This window comes from Variovorax paradoxus (assembly GCF_000834655.1).
GTDB lineage: Bacteria > Pseudomonadota > Gammaproteobacteria > Burkholderiales > Burkholderiaceae_C > Variovorax > Variovorax paradoxus_F.
This window is the reverse complement of the sequence record NZ_JXQQ01000048.1, coordinates 91,119-108,127: the sequence shown is the minus strand read 5'-3', so window position 1 is coordinate 108,127 and position 17,009 is coordinate 91,119. Positions and strand designations below refer to the sequence as shown.

Genomic DNA, 17,009 nt, shown 5'->3' with positions numbered 1-17,009 from the left:
CATTTTTGTACAAGCGTTCAATACGCACCCATGAGCACCCGCACCCCGACCGCACGGCGCAGCCCTTCGCGGGCAGCGACCATCACCGCCGAAGCCGGCCGCCCCGACCGCCGCCAGGCCATCCTGCTGGCCGCCGAGAAGCTGTTCGCGCAGCACGGCTACCACGCGGTGACGATCCGGCAGATCGCCGAGGAGGCGAGCGTGCCGCTGGCGCTGGTGGGCTATTACTTCGGGCCGAAGCAAGACCTCTTCCACGCCATCTTCGAGCACTGGAGCCACTCGATCGACGAGCGGCTCGCGCGCCTGAACAAGGTGGACAACGACCCCGACGACGCGCACACGCTGCCGCGCATCATCGAAGCCTTCACCGCGCCCGTGCTTGCCTTGCGCGCGAGCGCCGAGGGCGAGTACTACGCGCTGCTGGTGGCGCGCGAGCTCTATCACGCGACCGAGGAAGCCGACCGCGTGCTGCGCGGCTACTTCGATCCGCTGGCCACCGCGTACATCGATGCGCTGCACGTCGCACTGCCGCACGCCACGCGCAGCCAGGTCGCGTGGGGCTACCAGTTCGCGCTCGGCGCGCTGCTGCATCACCTGAACGACACCCGCATCGAACGGCTTTCGCGCGGCGAGAACAAGCGCGCCGATCCCGCGATGGCGCCGATGCTGGTGAACTTCATCGTCGGCGGCCTGCGCGCCGCGCTGCCGAAGCCCAAGACCCCGCGCACACAGAAGACCCCCACCCGGAGACACAAGACATGATGAAACGACGCACCCTGCTGTCGGCGCTCGCGGCCGCATCGGCCGCCGCCGCGCTGCCTTTGCGCGCGCAGCAGTCCCATCCGAAGATCGTGTTCGGCTACACGGCCGTGACCGACTTCGCCTCTATCTTCGTGGCAGCCGAAGAGGGCTACTTCAAGAAACGCGGGCTCGACGTCGAGCTCAAGTTCATTCCGCTCAACTCCACGATCCCGGCGGCGCTGCAGTCCGATTCGCTGCAGATCGGCGGCCCCACGCCCTCGGTGTTCCTGCAGGCGGTGGACGGCGGCCTCGATCTCGTGCTGGTGGCCGGCGGCGGCCTCACCTCCAAGACCATCACCAGCTTCGGCCTCTTGGCGCGCGCAGGTTCGGGCATCAAGAGCCCGCAGGACTGCGTGGGCAAGAAGATCGGCGTACCGGGCCTGGGCGCCTTCCTGCACGTGACCTTCCGCGCATGGCTTAAGGACAGCGGCGTGGACTACCGCAAGGTCAACTTCGTCGAGGCCTCGTTCCCGCAGCATGCGGACCTGCTGCGCGGCGGCTCGGTGGATGCGGTGGTGTCGGCCGATCCGTTCATGAGCCGCATCACAGAGAGCGGCGCGGGCTATGTCGCTTCCTATTACTCGACATTCCTGCCCGACAACAACCAGACCATCGTGCATGCGGCCAAGCGCGAGTGGGTGGCGAAGAACCCCGCGACGGCGCGCGCGTTCCGCGAAGCGCTGGTCGAGTCCGGCGGCTTCATGCAGCAGGCGAAAAACGATTCGAAGGTGCGTGCGGCGATCGGCAGGTACATCAAGCTGCCGCCCGACGTGCTGGCCAAGGTGCAGGTCTCGCCGCCCGGCCCGGTCGTCACCGACAGGCAGCTGGGCTACTGGACCGGGCTCATGAAGGAGCAGGACATGCTCAAGACCCACATCGACGTTGCGAAGTTGATCGCCAAGTGATTTCCACGCCCGCCCCGATCACCGCGCGCGCCGCGCTTTCCGCCAGTGCCGCGCGCTCCCCATCGAGTTCCGCGACGCATGCCACGCCGTTCCTGCGCTTCGACGGCGTCACCATCCGCCTCGGGGGCCGCGAGATTCTTTCGCCCACCTCGTTCGAAGTGGCGCGCGGCGAGTTCGTCTGCATCGTCGGCCCGAGCGGCTGCGGCAAGACCACGCTGCTGCGCGCAGCCAGCGGCCTCGTCGCGGCGAGCGCCGGCGAGGTGCGCCGCAAAGGCGTGAAGATGACCGAGCCCTCGCGCGAAGTTGCGTTTGTGTTCCAGGACTACGGCCGCGCGCTGCTGCCGTGGCGCACGGTGGAAGGCAACGTGAGCCTCGCGCTCGAAGCGGCCGGCGTGCCGGCCGCCGAGCGCGCGCCGCGCATCGCCGACGTGCTCGGCAAGGTCGGCCTCGCCAAGCATGCGCACAAGTTTCCCGTGCAGCTGTCGGGCGGCATGCAGCAGCGCGCACAGATCGCGCGCTGCCTCGCGCAGAAGCCCGAGCTGATGATGATGGACGAGCCCTTCGGCGCGCTCGATGCGCTTACGCGGCAAAGCCTGCAGGACGAGCTGGCGCGGCTGGTGTGCGACGACGGGCTCACGGTGCTGTTCGTCACGCACGATCTCGAAGAGGCCATCTACCTGGGCGACCGGGTGATCGCGCTGCAGGCCAATCCAGGACCCGGACGGCCGAGCCTCGCGCGGATGATCGACGTGAAGATCCCGCGCCCGCGCGACCAACTCACCACCAAGGAGCATCCGGAGTACCTGCAGTTGCGGCGTGAGCTGTTCGCTTTCATCGAGCAGGGCCATGACTGAAGGCCGCTTCTTCCGGTGGCTCCGGCCGTGGGTGTTTCCCGCGGTGCTTGTCGGCGCCTTCGAGTGGTACGCACGGCGCGCCGCGGCGTTGGGCAGCGATGCGCTCGCGCCGCCGAGCGCGGCTGCCAGGGCCTTCGTCGGCGCCGCGCTCGACGGCTCGCTCTGGCAGGCCACCGGGTTCACGCTCGGCACCGCGGCGCTCGGCTTGCTGGTCGGCGCCATGCTCGGCATCGCGCTGGGCCTGGTGCTCGGCCTCTCGCGGCGTGCGGCGCAGTTGGGCTCGGTCTCCATCGAGGTGCTGCGGCCGGTGCCCTCGGTCGCGCTGATTCCGCTCGCGATGCTGGCCTTCGGCTTCGGCGTGCGCATGGAACTGGCCATCGTCGCCTTCGCCACCTTCTGGCCGCTCCTGGTGCTGGTGCAGTCGGCGGTGCAGCAGATCGAGCCGCGCCTGCTCGAAGTGAGTCGCGTGCTGGGCCTGTCGGCGCGCGAACGTGCCTTCAAGATCGTGCTGCCGGCCATCGTGCCCCGCCTGTTCGTCGCGCTGCGGCTGGGTGTGGCGGTCGCGCTGGTGGTGGCCGTGACGGTGGAGATCGCGGCCAATCCCAACGGCATGGGCTACGCGATGATGATCGCGCAGCAGAGCTTCGACCCCGCGCTCATGCTCGCATGGCTCGGCTGGATCGGCGTGGTGGGCTTCGCGGTCAACGCGGGCATGGTGCTGCTGCAGCGAGCGGTCGCTCGGCGCATGGGGGTCGCGCCATGAACGGCAATGAACGCGCATTTTCGGGCCTGAACTGGCTCGGCTCGTTTGCCGTGCTCTGCGCGCTCGTCGCGCTCTGGTGGGTCGCGAGCAACGCGGGTTGGGTGAGCCGGGTGTTCCTGCCGACGCCGCAGGCCACTTTCGCGAGCCTGCTCGAAGGACTCAATCTCTCCGGTGGTTCAGGCAACGGCGAACTGCTGGCCTTCACCCAGGCCACGATCGGCCGCATGGTCGAGGGCTGGCTGCTGGCCTCGCTGTTCGGCGTGGCGCTGGGCGCGGCCATCGGCGTGTCGCCCGCGGTGCGCGCGTGGGTTCAACCGACGCTCGAATTCATCCGCCCGCTGCCCGCATCGGCCTTGCTGCCGCTCGCCATTTCGATCTTCGGGCTGAACCCCGGCATGGTGCTGTTCGTGGTCGCGTTCGGCGCGATGTGGCCGGTGCTGCTGGCCACGGTGCACGGCTTCGCGGCGGTGGAGCCGCGTCTGGCGGAAGTGGCTCGCTGCCTGCAGATGTCGCGTGCGGCGTACATCTGGAAGATGGGCCTGCCCAATGCGATGCCCGACATCCTGGCCGGCATGCGCCTGGCGCTGACCATTGCGCTGATCGTCGCGGTGGTGGGCGAGATGATCGCCTCGCAGAGCGGCCTGGGCCAGGCCATCCTGCTGGCCGCACGCGCCTTCCGCGCCAGCGATCTTTTCGCCGGCATCGTCCTGCTCGGTCTCATCGGCTTCGCGAGCAATGCGCTGCTGGCCTTTGCCGAGAAGCGCCTGCTGCGCTGGCAGCAACCCTGACCGATCGATTCCTCCACGCCAACACCAATACCCACAAGGAGCCCCGCATGCCACGCAAATTCGTCGACCTCTCGATCTTTCTGGAGAACGACGTCCTCTCCGACCCGCCCGCCTTCGCGCCCAAGATCCAGTACTTCACGCACGAGCAGACCTACGAGCAGATCGAACCCTTCTTTCCCGGCCTGAAGAAAGAGGACCTCCCGGACGGCGAGGGCTGGGCCGTGGAGCTGGTGCAGCTATCCACGCACAACGGCACGCACCTGGATGCGCCCTATCACTTCCACTCGACCATGGACAAGGCGCTCGGCGAGAAGAAGCCCGCCATCGCCATCCACGACGTGCCGCTCGAGTGGTGCTTCCAGCCGGGCGTGAAGCTGGACTTTCGCCACTTCGCCGACGGCTACGTGGTCACGGCCGCCGACGTCGAGGCCGAGCTCAAGCGCATCGGCCACACGCTGAGCCCGCTGGAGATCGTGGTGGTCAACACGCGCGCCGGCAAACGCTACGGCAACCCCGACTACGTGTCGGCCGGCGCAGGCATGGGCTACGAAGCGACGATGTATCTGCTGGAGCGCGGCGTGCGCCTCACGGGCACCGACGCATGGAGCTGGGACGCGCCGTTCGTGCACACCGCCAAAAAGTACGGCGAGACGCAAGACGCCTCGCTGATCTGGGAAGGCCACAAGGCCGGCCGCGACATCGGCTACTGCCACATCGAGAAGCTGCACAACCTGGAGGTGCTGCCGCCGACGGGCTTTTTCATCAGCTGCTTCCCGCACAAGATCCGCGGCGCCTCGGCGGGCTGGACGCGTGCGGTCGCGATCTTCGACGACGCACTGATGGCGTCTGTCTGAGCGAAGGAAAACCTTATCCATGATCGAACTCAACCAAACGCACGACGTCGACGCCCGCAGCTGGGTGGATACCGCCAATCTCGCCGGTGGCGACTTTCCGATCCAGAACCTGCCGTATGCGGAGTTCCGCCGCATCGGCAGCCCCGAGCCGTTTCGGGGCGGCGTGGCCATCGGCGACCAGGTGCTCGACCTCGCTGCGCTGGCCGCGGGCTCGCATGTCGAAGGACTCGCGCTCGATGCGGCGCGCGTGGCCGCCCTGCCCGCGCTGAACGATTTCTTCGCGCTCGGCCCCGCCGCGTGGCGGGCGCTGCGCCACGCGGTCTTCGCGCTGCTGCGAAGCGATGCGCCCGCGGCGACGGTGGACGACGTGCGCAAATGCCTCGTGCCGCAGTCCGAGGTCGCATACACCCTGCCTGCGCGCATCGGCGACTACACCGACTTCTACACATCGATCGACCACGCGCTGAACATCACGCGCCTGTTCAACCCCGAGGGCGACGTCACGCCGAACTTCCGCTGGATTCCGACGGCCTACCACGGGCGCGTCTCGACCATCGGCGTGAGCGGGCAGCGCTTCCACAGGCCGATGGGGCAGACCATGGCGCCGGGCGCGATGACGCCCACCTACCACGCGTGCGCCCGGCTGGACTACGAGCTCGAACTCGGCGTGTGGATCGGCGAAGGCAACGCGGCCGGCGAACCCATTCCGCTGGAGCGCGCCGAGGAACACATCTTCGGCATCTGCCTGCTCAACGACTGGTCGGCACGCGACATCCAGTTCTGGGAGATGGCGCCGCTCGGGCCCTTCCTCGCGAAGAACTTCGCGACCACCATCTCTCCGTGGATCGTGACGATGGAAGCACTTGCGCCCTATCGCCAGGCCTGGACGCGGCCCGCCGAGGAGCCCCAGCCGCTCGACTACCTGGAGAGCAAGGCGAACCGCGACAGCGGCGCGATCGATATCCGCCTGGAGGTATGGCTCGAAAGCGAAAAGGCGCGCGGGGACAAGAGCGGCCCGTCACGCCTGTCGCGCACGAGCTTCAAACATCAGTACTGGAGCGTAGCGCAGATGGTGGCGCACCACACCGTGGGCGGCTGCCAGCTGAACGCGGGCGACCTGTTCGGCAGCGGCACCATCTCGGGCCCCGGGCCGGGCGAGGCCGGCGCAATCATCGAACTGACGCGCGCGGGGCAGAGCCCCGTTGCATTGGCCAACGGCGAGCAGCGTGGGTTCGTGGAAGACGGCGACGCAGTGCTGCTGCGCGGCTGGTGCGAGAAGCCGGGGCATGCGCGCATCGGATTCGGCGAGAGCCGCGGAACGGTGTTGCCAGCAAAGGGCTGAAGGCGCGTTCCAAAAGAAAAGGCCACCGGTGAGGTGGCCTTTTGCATGAAATGTGGAGCGGGAAAAGAGTCTCGAACTCTCGACCTCAACCTTGGCAAGGTTGCGCTCTACCAACTGAGCTATTCCCGCATTTCGAGCGTCGAATTATAGAGGGCTCCGAGCCCGATTTTCCCGAGCCCGAGAAAAAAGTGGGGTCAAGCGCCAAACACCATGGCGCGATGCATCGATGTGCCGGCCATCACGCCATCGGCCGAGGCCAGCGTGGCGTTGTGCATCGGCATGGCCGCGTCGCCTGCGGCGTACACACCGGGCACGGTGGTCATCTTCATCGCGTCGGTGCGGATCACCGGACCGGCCGGGCCGTCGTCGAATGCGCAGCCCAACTGTTCGGCGATGGGGCTCGAAGGACGCGTGCGCGGGACCATGAACAGCGCTTCGACCGGCACGATGCGACCGTCTTCGAGGCGCACGCCGGAAAGGTCGTGCCCCGCTCCCTCCAGCGCCACGATGCGGCCGGCCTCGATCGTCACGCCGCGCGCCTGCAGCTTGTCCCGCATCTCGTCGCCCACCGTGTTGTTTCCGTTCAGGAAGAGCGTGGTCGGGCCCCATTCGGCGATCAGCAACGCGTGCTCCGGCGGGTGCGGGGCTTCGACCATGACACCGAGCCTGCGGCCGCTGAATTCATAGCCGTGGCAGTACGGGCAGTGAAGCACGCTGGCGCCCCAGCGTTCGCGCACGCCAGCGATGCCGTCCGGAAAGCCGTCCTGCACGCCGAAGGCCAGCATGAGCTTGCCGGCCGTGAGCTGCCGATCGCCATCGAGCGAAGCGACGAACCCACCCGCACCATCGGCCTGCGCGCTCGCCACGCAGCCTTCGACGAAGGTGACGTTCGGATAGGCCAGCAGCTTGGCGCGAGCGTCGGCAATCATCTTCAACGGCGGCACGCCGTCCTGGCCGAAGAAGCCGTGCGCCGCGGCAGCGAAGCGGTTGCGCGGCGCGCCCGCATCGACCACGCACACGTTCTTGCGTGCGCGCGCGAGCTGCATGGCAGCGGAAAGGCCGGCAAAGCTGCCGCCCACGACGAGAGCGTCATAGCGCATGTTCAATGTCCTTCTGGGTGAAGCCGCCGCCTGTCATGCGGCGATGAAAGTCCTTGGAGAGATCGGCCAGCGTGATGCTGTTGAAACGCTTGAGCAGCAAGGCCTCGGCTTCATCGAAGGCGTTGTCGAGCGCCGCATTGACGGCCTGCTCGACGATGCAGCCGGGGCTCTCGGTGCGGTTGCCCATGGCCAGGAGCGCGGGCGCGCCGACGGCGTTGTGGATGTCGCCCAGCGTCACGCGCGACAGCGAGCACGACAACACCCAGCCGCCCCCATGGCCCTTGGCAGAACTCACGAAGCCCGCCTGCCGCAGCCCCGCCATGAGCCGGCGCACGACGACCGGGTTGGTGTGCATCGCCGCCGCGAGCGACTCGGAGGTGATGGGGCCGTCCATCTCGGCCATGTGCAGCAGCACGTGAAGGACGCCGGAAAGCTTGCTGTCTCGTTTCATGCAACATTATTAGTTGCGTGAAATCAGCGGCGTCGGCGAAGGGCCTTTTTGACCCTGCCACCCGAAAGGTTGCGTCATGCGAGACCCTCGGCGATGCGGCAGGCCCGAACGCGCCAGCCCTCGCTCCGGACGACGGACACGTCCCACAAGCGAGAGCGAACGCCCCGCACACGGCGACATGGTCCGAGGTGGTCACGGTAGCGACCGAACTGGCCCAAAGCCGGTTCTTGTCAGTCAGTGACCATTCAAACGAAAGGAACAGTCACCATGAAGCAACAACAAAACAAATCCATCTTCGTCGGCGCCTTGCTCGCAGGTCTTCTTGCCATGAGCGGTTTCGCCCAGGCACAGGGCGTTGGGGTCGGCGTGGGCGTGAATGCCGATGTGAATACATCGGGCACGGTCAAGGCCGCACCGGCGCAAGGCAGCGCGGGCGCCAATACCGGCGCCGCAGCGGGCGCGGGCGCATCCGCCAATGGCGGTGCCGGAAACGCGGCAGGCGGCCTGGGCAACACGGTCGGTGGCGTCGTCGGCGGCGCTACGGGTGCCGTGGGCAGTGCGACCAGCACGGTCGGCGGTGCCACGGGCGCCGTGGGCGGTGCAACCGGCGCGGCAGGCGGTCTCACCAACACCGTGGGCGGCACGCTGAACGGCGCGACCGGTGCCGTGGGCTCTGCAGGCGGCGCGGTGAAGCCCTCGGGCGCCGGCGTTGGCGCGAAAGCCAGCGGCAAGGCCAAGGGCTCGGGCGCGGTCGACCTGACCAAGTAACCGAACGCCGCTTGCAAAAAGCCCGCAGCGCTCGCGCGTTGCGGGCTTTTTTTGTGGGTGTCAGACGGCTTCGAGCCGGAAGAGGCTGGTGACCTCCACGTCGAGCACCATCGATTCGCGCTGGTTGAAGAGCCGCCAGCGCCAGCGCAGGATGCCCAGCGTCGGTCGCTTCTCGGAGCGCCGCACCTCGATCACGTCGGCCACGAGCCGCAGGGCATCGCCGGGCCGCACGGGGTTGGGCCAGCGCACATGCTCCAGTCCCGGCGACGCAAAGGACTCCGAGCCCTGCAGCGCCGCTTCGACCACCAGGCGCATCGCGATCGCGCAGGTGTGCCAGCCGCTGGCGATCAGTCCACCGAAAGCGCTTTCGGCTGCAGCCTCCGCGTCGGTGTGAAACCACTGGGGGTCGTACGCCTCGGCGAACTTCACCAGCTCGGCTTCGGTGAGCACATAGGGTCCGGCCTCGATGACCTGGCCTGCATGGAAGTCGGCGAACTTCATTCGCCTCGGCTCAGTAGGTTTCCAGGTGCAGGCGGCCTTCGCGTTTCAGCGATGCGCCGACGGTGTCCCAGTCGAGGCCCGCCTCCGTCGCCACGTCGCGCAGCGCAAGCACCACGCCCTCTTCCATACTCTTCAAGCCGCACACGTAGAAGTGGCTGCTGCCATCCTTGAGCAGCGCGGCCAGGTCCGCGGCGCGCTCTCGCATCAGGTCCTGCACGTAGCGCTTGGGGCTTCCGGGCGTGCGCGAGAACGCGAGGTTGATGTCGATGAAGTCCTTGGGCAGCGACTGCAGCGGGCCGAAGTACGGCAGTTCCTGCTGGGTGCGCGCGCCGAAAAACAGCATGAGCTTGCCGCCTTCGAACTTGCCGCTCTTGCGCAGGCGCCGGCGCCATTCGGTCATCGCGCGCATCGGCGCGCTGCCGGTGCCGGTACAGATCATCACGATGTGCGACTTGGGATGGTTCGGCATCAGGAACGAGGCGCCGAAGGGCCCCACCACCTGCACCGTGTCGCCCACCTTCAGGTCGCACACGTAGTTGGAGCACACGCCCTGCACCGGGTCGCCCTGGTGGTCCTCGGTCACGCGCTTCACCGTGAGCGAGACGTTGTTGTAGCCGGGCCGCTCGCCGTTGCGGGGGCTGGCCACCGAATACTGGCGCGCATGGTGGCGTTTGCCGATGGCATCGACGCCCGGCGGCACGATGCCGATCGACTGGCCCTCGAGCACCGGGAACGGCACCACGCCGAAGTCCAGCACGATATGGTGCGTCTCGCTGTCGAAGCCGGCCTCGGTGCAGTTGAAGTTGCCGACCACGGTGGCGGTCGTCGGCGTCTTGGGCGGAAAAAGGTTCGTGTAGGCGTGCGCTGCCGACCACGGGGGCACGGTCGCGCCGTACTGGGCGGAATTGAAGACCGCCTCGACGGACTCGACCGCGGCGACCTGCGTCGGCGCGGTGGCAGCGGCGGCTGTGGCGGCTTCATCGCCCGCGTCGGCGGAAACGCCCGCGGCTTCGAGCTCTTCGGGCGTCAGCTCGGCAGGCAGCTCTTCCCAGGTGAGCTGCTCCTCGATCGTGTACGCGCGCACCACGGGCATCGTGCGCCAGTTGTCGATGGAGCCCGTCGGGCACGGCGAGATGCAGGCCATGCAGCCATTGCAGACGTCGGCCCGCACGACGTAGTTGTTGTCGTCGTGCGTGATCGCGTTGACGGGGCAGGTGGCCTCGCAGGTGTTGCAGCGGATGCAGATCTCGGGGTCGATCAGGTGCTGCTTGATGACTCCGGCTTCAACGGCCATGTCCATATTTTTTCTCCTTTCCCTCGCCCCTTGGGGAGAGGGTCAGGGTGAGGGGTGGCGGCTTGTCGTGGGGACGCCGCCTACCCTCACCCCTGCCCTCTCCCCGAGGGGAGAGGGCGTAATACCCAAGTTCAGCCGAAACGCACGTATTCGAAATCTACGGGCTGGCGATTGATGCCCATCACCGGGGGCGAGATCCAGCCTGCAAACTTGCCCGGCTCCACCACGCGGCCCATCAACGATGCCACGAAAGCAAAGTCTTCGGAACTGGGCAGCCATTCGTCGCGCTTGGCGGCCCATTCGATCTCGTTCACCACGCGGCCTTCGGGCGACATCTTGATGCCGGCGAGCGCGCCGATCTGGCGATTGAAGGCCTTGTGCGGCACCGCCAGGCGGGTCGGGATGCCGGCCTTCTCGAGCACCTTGTTCCAGCGGCCGACGCCGGCCACCGAGTCCTTGATGAAATCGTCGCGCAGCACTTCGTTCAGCGCGTTGAGCATCGGCACGTCCTTCTCGACGAGCTGGCCGTCCTTCACTTCGAGCACCTTGTAGGTCTGGCCCTTGAGGACGTGGTCGTCGGTGCGCTTGCCCTCTTCGTAGCGGCCCTTCAGGCCCGAGCTGTAGAAGATGGCCGCGTTGCTCGACTGGTCGGCGCCGAACAGGTCGATGGTCACGCTGTAGTGGAAGTTCAGGTAGCGCTGGATCGTGCCCAGGTCGATGCAGCCCGCGGCGCGGATCTTCTGCACGTCGTCGGTCTTGAGTTCATTCATGACTTGCGCGGTGCGCGCGATGACGCGTGAGACGCCGCTCTCGCCCACGAACATGTGGTGCGCCTCTTCGGTCAGCATGAACTTGGTGGTGCGCGCGAGCGGATCGAACGCGCTTTCGGCCAGCGCCGAGAGCTGGAACTTGCCGTCGCGGTCGGTGAAGTAGGTGAACATGAAGAACGCGAGCCAGTCGGGCGTGCGTTCATTGAAGGCACCCAGGATGCGCGGGTTGTTCTCGTCGCCCGAAGTGCGCTGCAACAGTGCATCGGCTTCTTCGCGGCCATCGCGGCCGAAGTGCTTCTGCAGCAGGTAGACCATCGCCCACAGGTGGCGGCCTTCTTCCACGTTGATCTGGAACAGGTTGCGCAGGTCGTACATCGAGGGCGCCGTCAGGCCCAGGTGGCGCTGCTGCTCGACCGATGCGGGCTCGGTGTCGCCCTGCGTCACGATGATGCGGCGCAGGTTGGCGCGGTGTTCGCCGGGCACGTCCTGCCAGGCCTTCTCGCCCTTGTGGTCGCCGAAATGGATTTCGCGGTTGGCATCGCCCGGGTTCAGGAAGATGCCCCACCGGTAGTCGCGCATCTTCACGTGGCCGAATTGCGCCCAGCCCTGCGGATCGACGCTCACCGCGGTGCGCAGGTACACGTCGTGGTTGGTCGAGCCCTCGGGGCCCACGTCGTCCCACCAGTTGATGAAGTTCGGTTGCCAGCCTTCGAGCGCGCGCTGCAGCGTGCGGTCTTCGCCGAGGTTGACGTTGTTGGGGATCTTCTCGCTGTAGTTGATCGTGCTCATCGTTGTTCCTTGGGTTGTACGGACTGCGGTTATCAGACGCGGTTCATGTCGAAGCCGGCCTTCTCGCCGGTGCCGTAGACCTTCAGCGCACCCTTTTCGCCGACGGCGTTCGGGCGGTTGAAGATCCAGTTCTGCCAGGCGGTGAGCCGGCCGAAGATGCGGGTGGCCATGTTTTCCTTGCTCGCGAAGCGCAGGTTGGCTTCGAGGCCGGTGAGCGCGTCAGGCGACATGGCGGCGCGCTCCTCGATGGCGATGCGGATCTCGTCGTCCCAGTCGATGTCGTCGGGGGCGGCTGTGACCAGGCCGAGCTTCAGGGCTTCGTCGGCGTCGAGCGGCTTGCCAGCGGCAACCCGTGCGGCTTCGAGCGGCGCGGCCTCTTCGTAGAAGCGGCGTTGCAGGCGGCTCTGGTCGTTCACCATCGGGAAGAAGCCGAAGTTGAATTCGTCGAGCGTGAGCTTGGGGGCGCGCTCGGCATCGTCGGGCAGCGCGAGCATGTAGGTGCGGTCGGCCGCGAAGGCCAGCTCGGCCAGCGTGCCGGCGAAGCACGAGCCCGCTTCGACCAGCGCGAACAGGCTGCGCGAGGACACATCCAGGCGCGCCAGCGTACGGCGCAGCGCGCCGATGGTTTCTCGCACGAGCCAGTGGTCCTTGTTGGCGAACATCACGGCGTCGGAGGCGAGCACCGCGGCGGCATCGCCTTCGGTCTTGAGCAGCCAGGTGCCCACGTCGAGTTCGTTGGTGCGCAGGTTGAGGATCGCGTCGTCCAGCTCGCGGCACATCGCAAGGGGCCACCAGGCGGCGCCCGCGGCTTCGATGGCGGCGATGTCGGACGGCTGCGCGCCGGTCGGCGCTTTCACGGTGATCGTCGCGGTGCGCTTGCTGCGGTCGATCTGCACGTTGACGTTCGAATACGCGATACCGTCGGCGCTGTCGGTGCGTGCGAGGCGCGTGAGCGCCACGCCCTTGCCGCCCGCGGGACGGTCGCTGCCAGCCGCGAGCTGCGAAGCGCGGTCCTGCACGGCGGCGGCGAACTGCGCGGGCTTGGCCACGGCGTCCACCAGGCGCCACTCGACCGCGCGCTGGCCGCGCACGCCTTCGACGCTGGTGCAGAAGATGTCGGCCAGGTCATGGCGCACGTGGCGCTTGTCGGTCACGCGGGTCAGGCCGCCGGTGCCGGGCAGCACACCGAGCAGCGGCACTTCGGGCAGCGAGACGGCCGAGGAGCGGTCGTCCACCAGGAGGATTTCGTCGCAGGCCAGGGCGAGCTCGTAGCCGCCGCCGGCGCAGGCGCCGTTCACGGCAGCGAGGAATTTCAGGCCCGAGTGCTTGGACGAGTCTTCGATGCCGTTGCGCGTTTCATTCGTGAACTTGCAGAAGTTGACCTTCCAGGCATGGCCCGAGACGCCCAGCATGAAGATGTTGGCGCCCGAGCAGAAGATGCGGTCCTTGCCGCTGGTGACGATCACGCTGCGCACTTCGGGGTGCTCGAAACGCACGCGGTTGAGCGCGTCATTCAGCTCGATGTCCACACCCAGGTCGTAGCTGTTGAGCTTGAGCTTGTAGCCGGGGCGGATGCCGCCGTCTTCCGCGATGTCCAGCACGAGGCGGGCGATGGCGCCGTCGAAGCTCAGGGACCAATGACGGTATTGGCCGGGTTCGGTGCGGTAGTCCACGCGGGTGGGCGCCTGGAGCGAAGTGGGGGTCGCGGTGTCGGTCATACGGAAGTCTCCTGTGGGGGCAGATGCAAACCGGAAGAATAATGCATCTTCTGGTTCCGATGACATGCATCATGCTGCATGCGAACAGGCAAGTCAATGCCTGAATCGCTTTTTTTCAAACTTCAGGTCAGGCCCCGAGGCCCATCGACTGGCGGGTTGCAGAACGCAGCGTCTGGAAGCTCTGCGCAAGGCTCTGGCCGCTGGTGTCCACCGAGAGATCGGCCTTCGAATAGAAGGCGGCGCGGCCGTTCAGGATGCGGCGCAGGTCTTCCATGGCTTCCTTGCTGGCGGCCATCGGGCGGGTGTCGCCCTGCGCAGCGACGCGGCCCATGTGCTCTTCTGGCGCGGCCTGCAGCCACACGGTGGTGCAGTGCGCGAGGAGCTCGTTGAAGGTGGCGGGATCGGAGACGATGCCGCCAGGCGTGGCGATCACCACCTCGCTGTAGATCTGCACGGCCTCTTCCAGCGCGCGGCGCTCGTAGCGGCGATAGGCGTTGGTGCCGTAGAGATCGTGGATCTCGCGCACGCTGCAGCCCGCGAGCTTCTCGATTTCGCGGCTCAGTTCCACGAAGGGCACGTCGAGGTCGTCGGCCAGCATCTGGCCCAGCGTCGACTTGCCCGCGCCGCGCAAGCCCACGAGCGCGATACGGCGGTGCCGCGCAGGATCGACCGAGGCGGTGCCGAGCAGTTCGCCCAGTGCCACGCGCACGCGGCGCAGGTCGGTTTCGCTGCGGTTCTCGAGCAGTTCGCGGATCAGCAGCCACTCGGGCGAGCTGGTGGTCACGTCGCCGACCAGTTCGGCCAGCGAGCAGTGAAGCGCGCCGGCCACCTGTTGCAGCACCAGGATGGACGCGTTGCCGATGCCGTATTCCAGGTTCGCCAGGTGCCGCTCCGAGACGTCGGCCGAAATGGCCACCGCCTTGCGCGTGAGGCCGCGCTGCGCGCGCAGATTGCGCACGCGGTCGCCCAATGCGACCAGCAGCGGATTCTTGGCCTCCCCGGCCGGTGCGGCGTTGCTGCCGCCTTCTGGCGCGGTGGCCAGCACCGCGTCTACATGCTCGTTCATGCAAGTCCTCATTCTTGGCCGGGATTGTGCGCGCTCAGGGTAAACACCATATATGCACTATATTGCTTGACACCCAATGACTCGGTGCTTATTGTTCGGCCACAAGCAAGATACTGCACACGCAACGATCCTGCAAGGTAGTTCATAAGTTCGCTGCGGCGCCAGCTCCATGCTCGCCCCGCCAGCGAGCCTCCACGAAGGAAGCCCGCCACGATGTCCAGCAAGGAAGCATTTCACCAGTTGATCGCCGGCCTGACCGCCCAGATCGCAGGCAAGCCGCTCGACGCCCAACTCGACCGGTGGCTCAACGCGACCCACGGCGCGGGCAGCACGAGCTTCGAGCAACTGCGCCAGGCCTGCATCGGCGGCGTCGCCGAAGGCTGGCTGTGCGAGCGCGAGGGCGGCGGTATCAGGTACGGCCGCGTGTTCAAGGCTGAAGACGCGCTGCACCGTTTCTCGGTCGACGTGGTCGACATGCAGGACATCGCCGGCCCGCACCACACGCACCCGAACGGCGAAATCGACCTGATCATGCCGCTCGACGACCACCCCGCCACCTTCGACGGACGGCCCGCCGGCTGGTGCGTCTACGGGCCCGGCACCGCGCACCGCCCGACCGTGTCGCAAGGCCGCGCGCTCGTTCTCTATTTGCTGCCCGAAGGGCAGATCAAGTTCACCCAATGACAGAACTCCTCGCCAACCACGTCGCGGGCCGATGGCAAAGCGGCTCGGGCGCCGGCACGCCCCTCTTCGATCCGGTGCTGGGCACCGACCTCGCGCGCGTCGATGCCACGGGGCTCGACCTGCCCGAAGCGTTTTCCTTTGCGCGCGAACAAGGCGGCAATGCACTGCGCGCCCTCACCTACCGCCAGCGCGCCGGACTGCTCGGCGCCATCGTGAAGGTGCTGCAGGCGAATCGCGATGCCTATTACGAGATCGCCACCGCGAACTCGGGCACCGTGAAGAACGACTCGGCCGTCGACATCGACGGCGCCATCTTCACGCTCGGCCAGTACGCCAAGTGGGGCGATGCGCTCGGCGACGTGCGCGCCTTGCGCGACGGCGATGCGGTCAAGCTCGGCAAGGAGCCGGTTTTCCTGTCGCAGCACCTGCAGGTGCCGACGCACGGCGTGGCGCTCTTCATCAACGCCTTCAACTTCCCGTCGTGGGGCCTGTGGGAAAAAGCCGCGCCGGCACTGCTCTCGGGCGTGCCCGTGATCGTGAAGCCCGCCACGGCCACCGCCTGGCTCACGCAGCGCATGGTCAAGGACGTGGTCGATGCGGGCGTGCTGCCCGCCGGCGCGCTCTCGGTCATCTGCGGCAGCTCTGCCGGACTGATGGACCAGCTGCAGCCCTTCGACGTGGTCTCGTTCACCGGGTCGGCCGAAACCGCAGCGGTGATCCGCTCGCACCCCGCCGTGGCCGCACGCTCGGTGCGCGCGAACATCGAGGCCGACAGCCTCAACAGCGCCCTGCTGCTGCCCGGCGCCGCGCCCGGCAGCGAGGCGTTCAATCTGCTCGTGCGCGAAGTGGTGCGCGAGATGACGGTCAAGTCGGGCCAGAAGTGCACCGCCATCCGCCGCATCCTGGTGCCAGCCGAGGTGTACGACGCCGCGGCCGAAGCCATCGGCGCGAAGCTCGCGGGAGTGACGGTGGGCAACCCGCGCAACGAGAGCGTACGCATGGGCTCGCTGGTGAGCCGCGCGCAGTTGAATGCGGTGCGCGAAGGGCTCGACGCCCTAGCCGCGCAGACCACCGTGCTGCACGACAGCCGCAGCAAGCCGCTGGTCGACGCCGACCCGGCCATCGCCGCCTGCATCGGCCCGGTGCTGCTGGGCGCGCGCGATGCCGATGCGGCGCAGCGCGTGCACGACGTGGAAGTGTTCGGGCCGGTCGCCACGTTGCTGCCGTATCGCGACCTGGCACACGGCATCGCGCTCGCGCATCGGGGACAAGGCTCGCTCGTCACCTCGCTCTATGGCAGCGACGAGGCCGCACTCGCACAGGCGGCACTCGCCGTCGCACCGAGCCACGGCCGCGTCCACGTGATCACGCCCGAAGTCGCGCAAGCCCACACCGGCCACGGCAACGTGATGCCGATGTCGATGCATGGTGGCCCCGGCCGCGCGGGCGGCGGTGCCGAACTGGGCGGCCTGCGCGCGCTCGATTTCTATCACCGCAGGAGCGCGGTGCAGGCGAGCCCTGGCGTGCTCGCCGCCCTCGGCCTCTAAGCAGCAACCGAGTG

General features: G+C 67.5%; 17 protein-coding genes and 1 tRNA gene. 10 read left to right on the top strand and 8 right to left on the bottom strand.

All coding sequences use genetic code 11. The features are described 5' to 3' along the window. Positions 1–30: 30 nt before the first annotated feature. The 7 genes from RT97_RS20790 to fahA are packed head-to-tail and all read left to right on the top strand — an operon-like array spanning position 31 to position 6,307. Entirely contained in the window at positions 31–762 is a 732-nt protein-coding gene (locus RT97_RS20790; RefSeq protein WP_042580716.1) for a TetR/AcrR family transcriptional regulator, read from the top strand. Next, positions 759–1,706 (top strand): ABC transporter substrate-binding protein, encoded by a 948-nt coding sequence (locus RT97_RS20785; RefSeq protein ID WP_042580715.1) that lies wholly within the window; start codon positions 759–761, stop codon positions 1,704–1,706. Before RT97_RS20790 ends, RT97_RS20785 begins: the two co-directional genes overlap by 4 nt. After that, the gene (locus RT97_RS20780; protein WP_042580714.1) at positions 1,703–2,560 is read left to right on the top strand and encodes an ABC transporter ATP-binding protein; all 858 of its coding nucleotides are present in this window, start codon (positions 1,703–1,705) and stop codon (positions 2,558–2,560) included. The genes RT97_RS20785 and RT97_RS20780 overlap by 4 nt, the downstream gene beginning before the upstream one ends. Continuing rightward, complete coding sequence (locus tag RT97_RS20775; RefSeq protein ID WP_042580713.1) at positions 2,553–3,323, top strand: ABC transporter permease; 771 nt, start codon at positions 2,553–2,555, stop codon at positions 3,321–3,323. The genes RT97_RS20780 and RT97_RS20775 overlap by 8 nt, the downstream gene beginning before the upstream one ends. After that, positions 3,320–4,111 carry an ABC transporter permease gene (locus tag RT97_RS20770; protein WP_042580712.1) on the top strand — a complete coding sequence of 264 codons (792 nt, stop codon included), beginning with the start codon at positions 3,320–3,322 and terminating at the stop codon, positions 4,109–4,111. Before RT97_RS20775 ends, RT97_RS20770 begins: the two co-directional genes overlap by 4 nt. Before the next feature lie 47 nt (positions 4,112–4,158). Then, positions 4,159–4,965 (top strand): cyclase family protein, encoded by an 807-nt coding sequence (locus tag RT97_RS20765; protein WP_042580711.1) that lies wholly within the window; start codon positions 4,159–4,161, stop codon positions 4,963–4,965. A gap of 19 nt (positions 4,966–4,984) precedes the next feature. After that, positions 4,985–6,307, top strand: a complete 1,323-nt coding sequence (fahA, locus tag RT97_RS20760; protein WP_042580710.1) for a fumarylacetoacetase — start codon at positions 4,985–4,987, stop codon at positions 6,305–6,307. A gap of 53 nt (positions 6,308–6,360) precedes the next feature. On the opposite strand, the gene RT97_RS20755 is transcribed toward fahA, so the two are convergent. From RT97_RS20755 to RT97_RS20745, 3 genes are all read right to left on the bottom strand, one after another. Further along, positions 6,361–6,436, bottom strand: a tRNA-Gly gene (locus RT97_RS20755). Between the two features lie 65 nt (positions 6,437–6,501). Continuing rightward, entirely contained in the window at positions 6,502–7,407 is a 906-nt protein-coding gene (locus RT97_RS20750) for an NAD(P)/FAD-dependent oxidoreductase (RefSeq protein WP_042580709.1), read from the bottom strand. Beyond that, entirely contained in the window at positions 7,397–7,858 is a 462-nt protein-coding gene (locus RT97_RS20745) for an Rrf2 family transcriptional regulator (protein WP_042580708.1), read from the bottom strand. The genes RT97_RS20750 and RT97_RS20745 overlap by 11 nt, the downstream gene beginning before the upstream one ends. 267 nt (positions 7,859–8,125) lie before the next feature. On the opposite strand from RT97_RS20745, the gene RT97_RS20740 reads away from it, so the two are divergent. Next, complete coding sequence (locus RT97_RS20740) at positions 8,126–8,626, top strand: hypothetical protein (protein ID WP_042580707.1); 501 nt, start codon at positions 8,126–8,128, stop codon at positions 8,624–8,626. Positions 8,627–8,686: 60 nt separating this feature from the next. Here RT97_RS20740 and RT97_RS20735 read toward each other — a convergent pair whose 3' ends face one another. From RT97_RS20735 to RT97_RS20715, 5 genes are all read right to left on the bottom strand, one after another. Beyond that, positions 8,687–9,127: a MaoC family dehydratase gene (locus RT97_RS20735; RefSeq protein WP_042580706.1), complete on the bottom strand. Its 441-nt coding sequence runs from the start codon at positions 9,125–9,127 to the stop codon at positions 8,687–8,689. A gap of 10 nt (positions 9,128–9,137) precedes the next feature. Next, entirely contained in the window at positions 9,138–10,427 is a 1,290-nt protein-coding gene (boxA, locus tag RT97_RS20730; protein WP_042580705.1) for a benzoyl-CoA 2,3-epoxidase subunit BoxA, read from the bottom strand. A gap of 125 nt (positions 10,428–10,552) precedes the next feature. Further along, on the bottom strand, positions 10,553–11,980 hold the full coding sequence (gene boxB, locus RT97_RS20725; protein WP_042580704.1) for a benzoyl-CoA 2,3-epoxidase subunit BoxB: 1,428 nt from the start codon (positions 11,978–11,980) through the stop codon (positions 10,553–10,555). Positions 11,981–12,012: 32 nt separating this feature from the next. Beyond that, complete coding sequence (boxC, locus tag RT97_RS20720; RefSeq protein WP_042580703.1) at positions 12,013–13,698, bottom strand: 2,3-epoxybenzoyl-CoA dihydrolase; 1,686 nt, start codon at positions 13,696–13,698, stop codon at positions 12,013–12,015. Between the two features lie 127 nt (positions 13,699–13,825). Then, positions 13,826–14,764 carry a helix-turn-helix transcriptional regulator gene (locus tag RT97_RS20715; RefSeq protein WP_042580702.1) on the bottom strand — a complete coding sequence of 313 codons (939 nt, stop codon included), beginning with the start codon at positions 14,762–14,764 and terminating at the stop codon, positions 13,826–13,828. A 213-nt stretch (positions 14,765–14,977) separates the two neighbouring features. Here RT97_RS20715 and RT97_RS20710 point away from each other — a divergent pair, with 213 nt between their 5' ends. Both RT97_RS20710 and RT97_RS20705 read left to right on the top strand, forming a co-directional pair. Further along, entirely contained in the window at positions 14,978–15,448 is a 471-nt protein-coding gene (locus tag RT97_RS20710; protein WP_042580701.1) for a 4-hydroxylaminobenzoate lyase, read from the top strand. Next, on the top strand, positions 15,445–16,995 hold the full coding sequence (locus tag RT97_RS20705) for a 3,4-dehydroadipyl-CoA semialdehyde dehydrogenase (RefSeq protein WP_042580700.1): 1,551 nt from the start codon (positions 15,445–15,447) through the stop codon (positions 16,993–16,995). Before RT97_RS20710 ends, RT97_RS20705 begins: the two co-directional genes overlap by 4 nt. Positions 16,996–17,009: the final 14 nt, after the last annotated feature.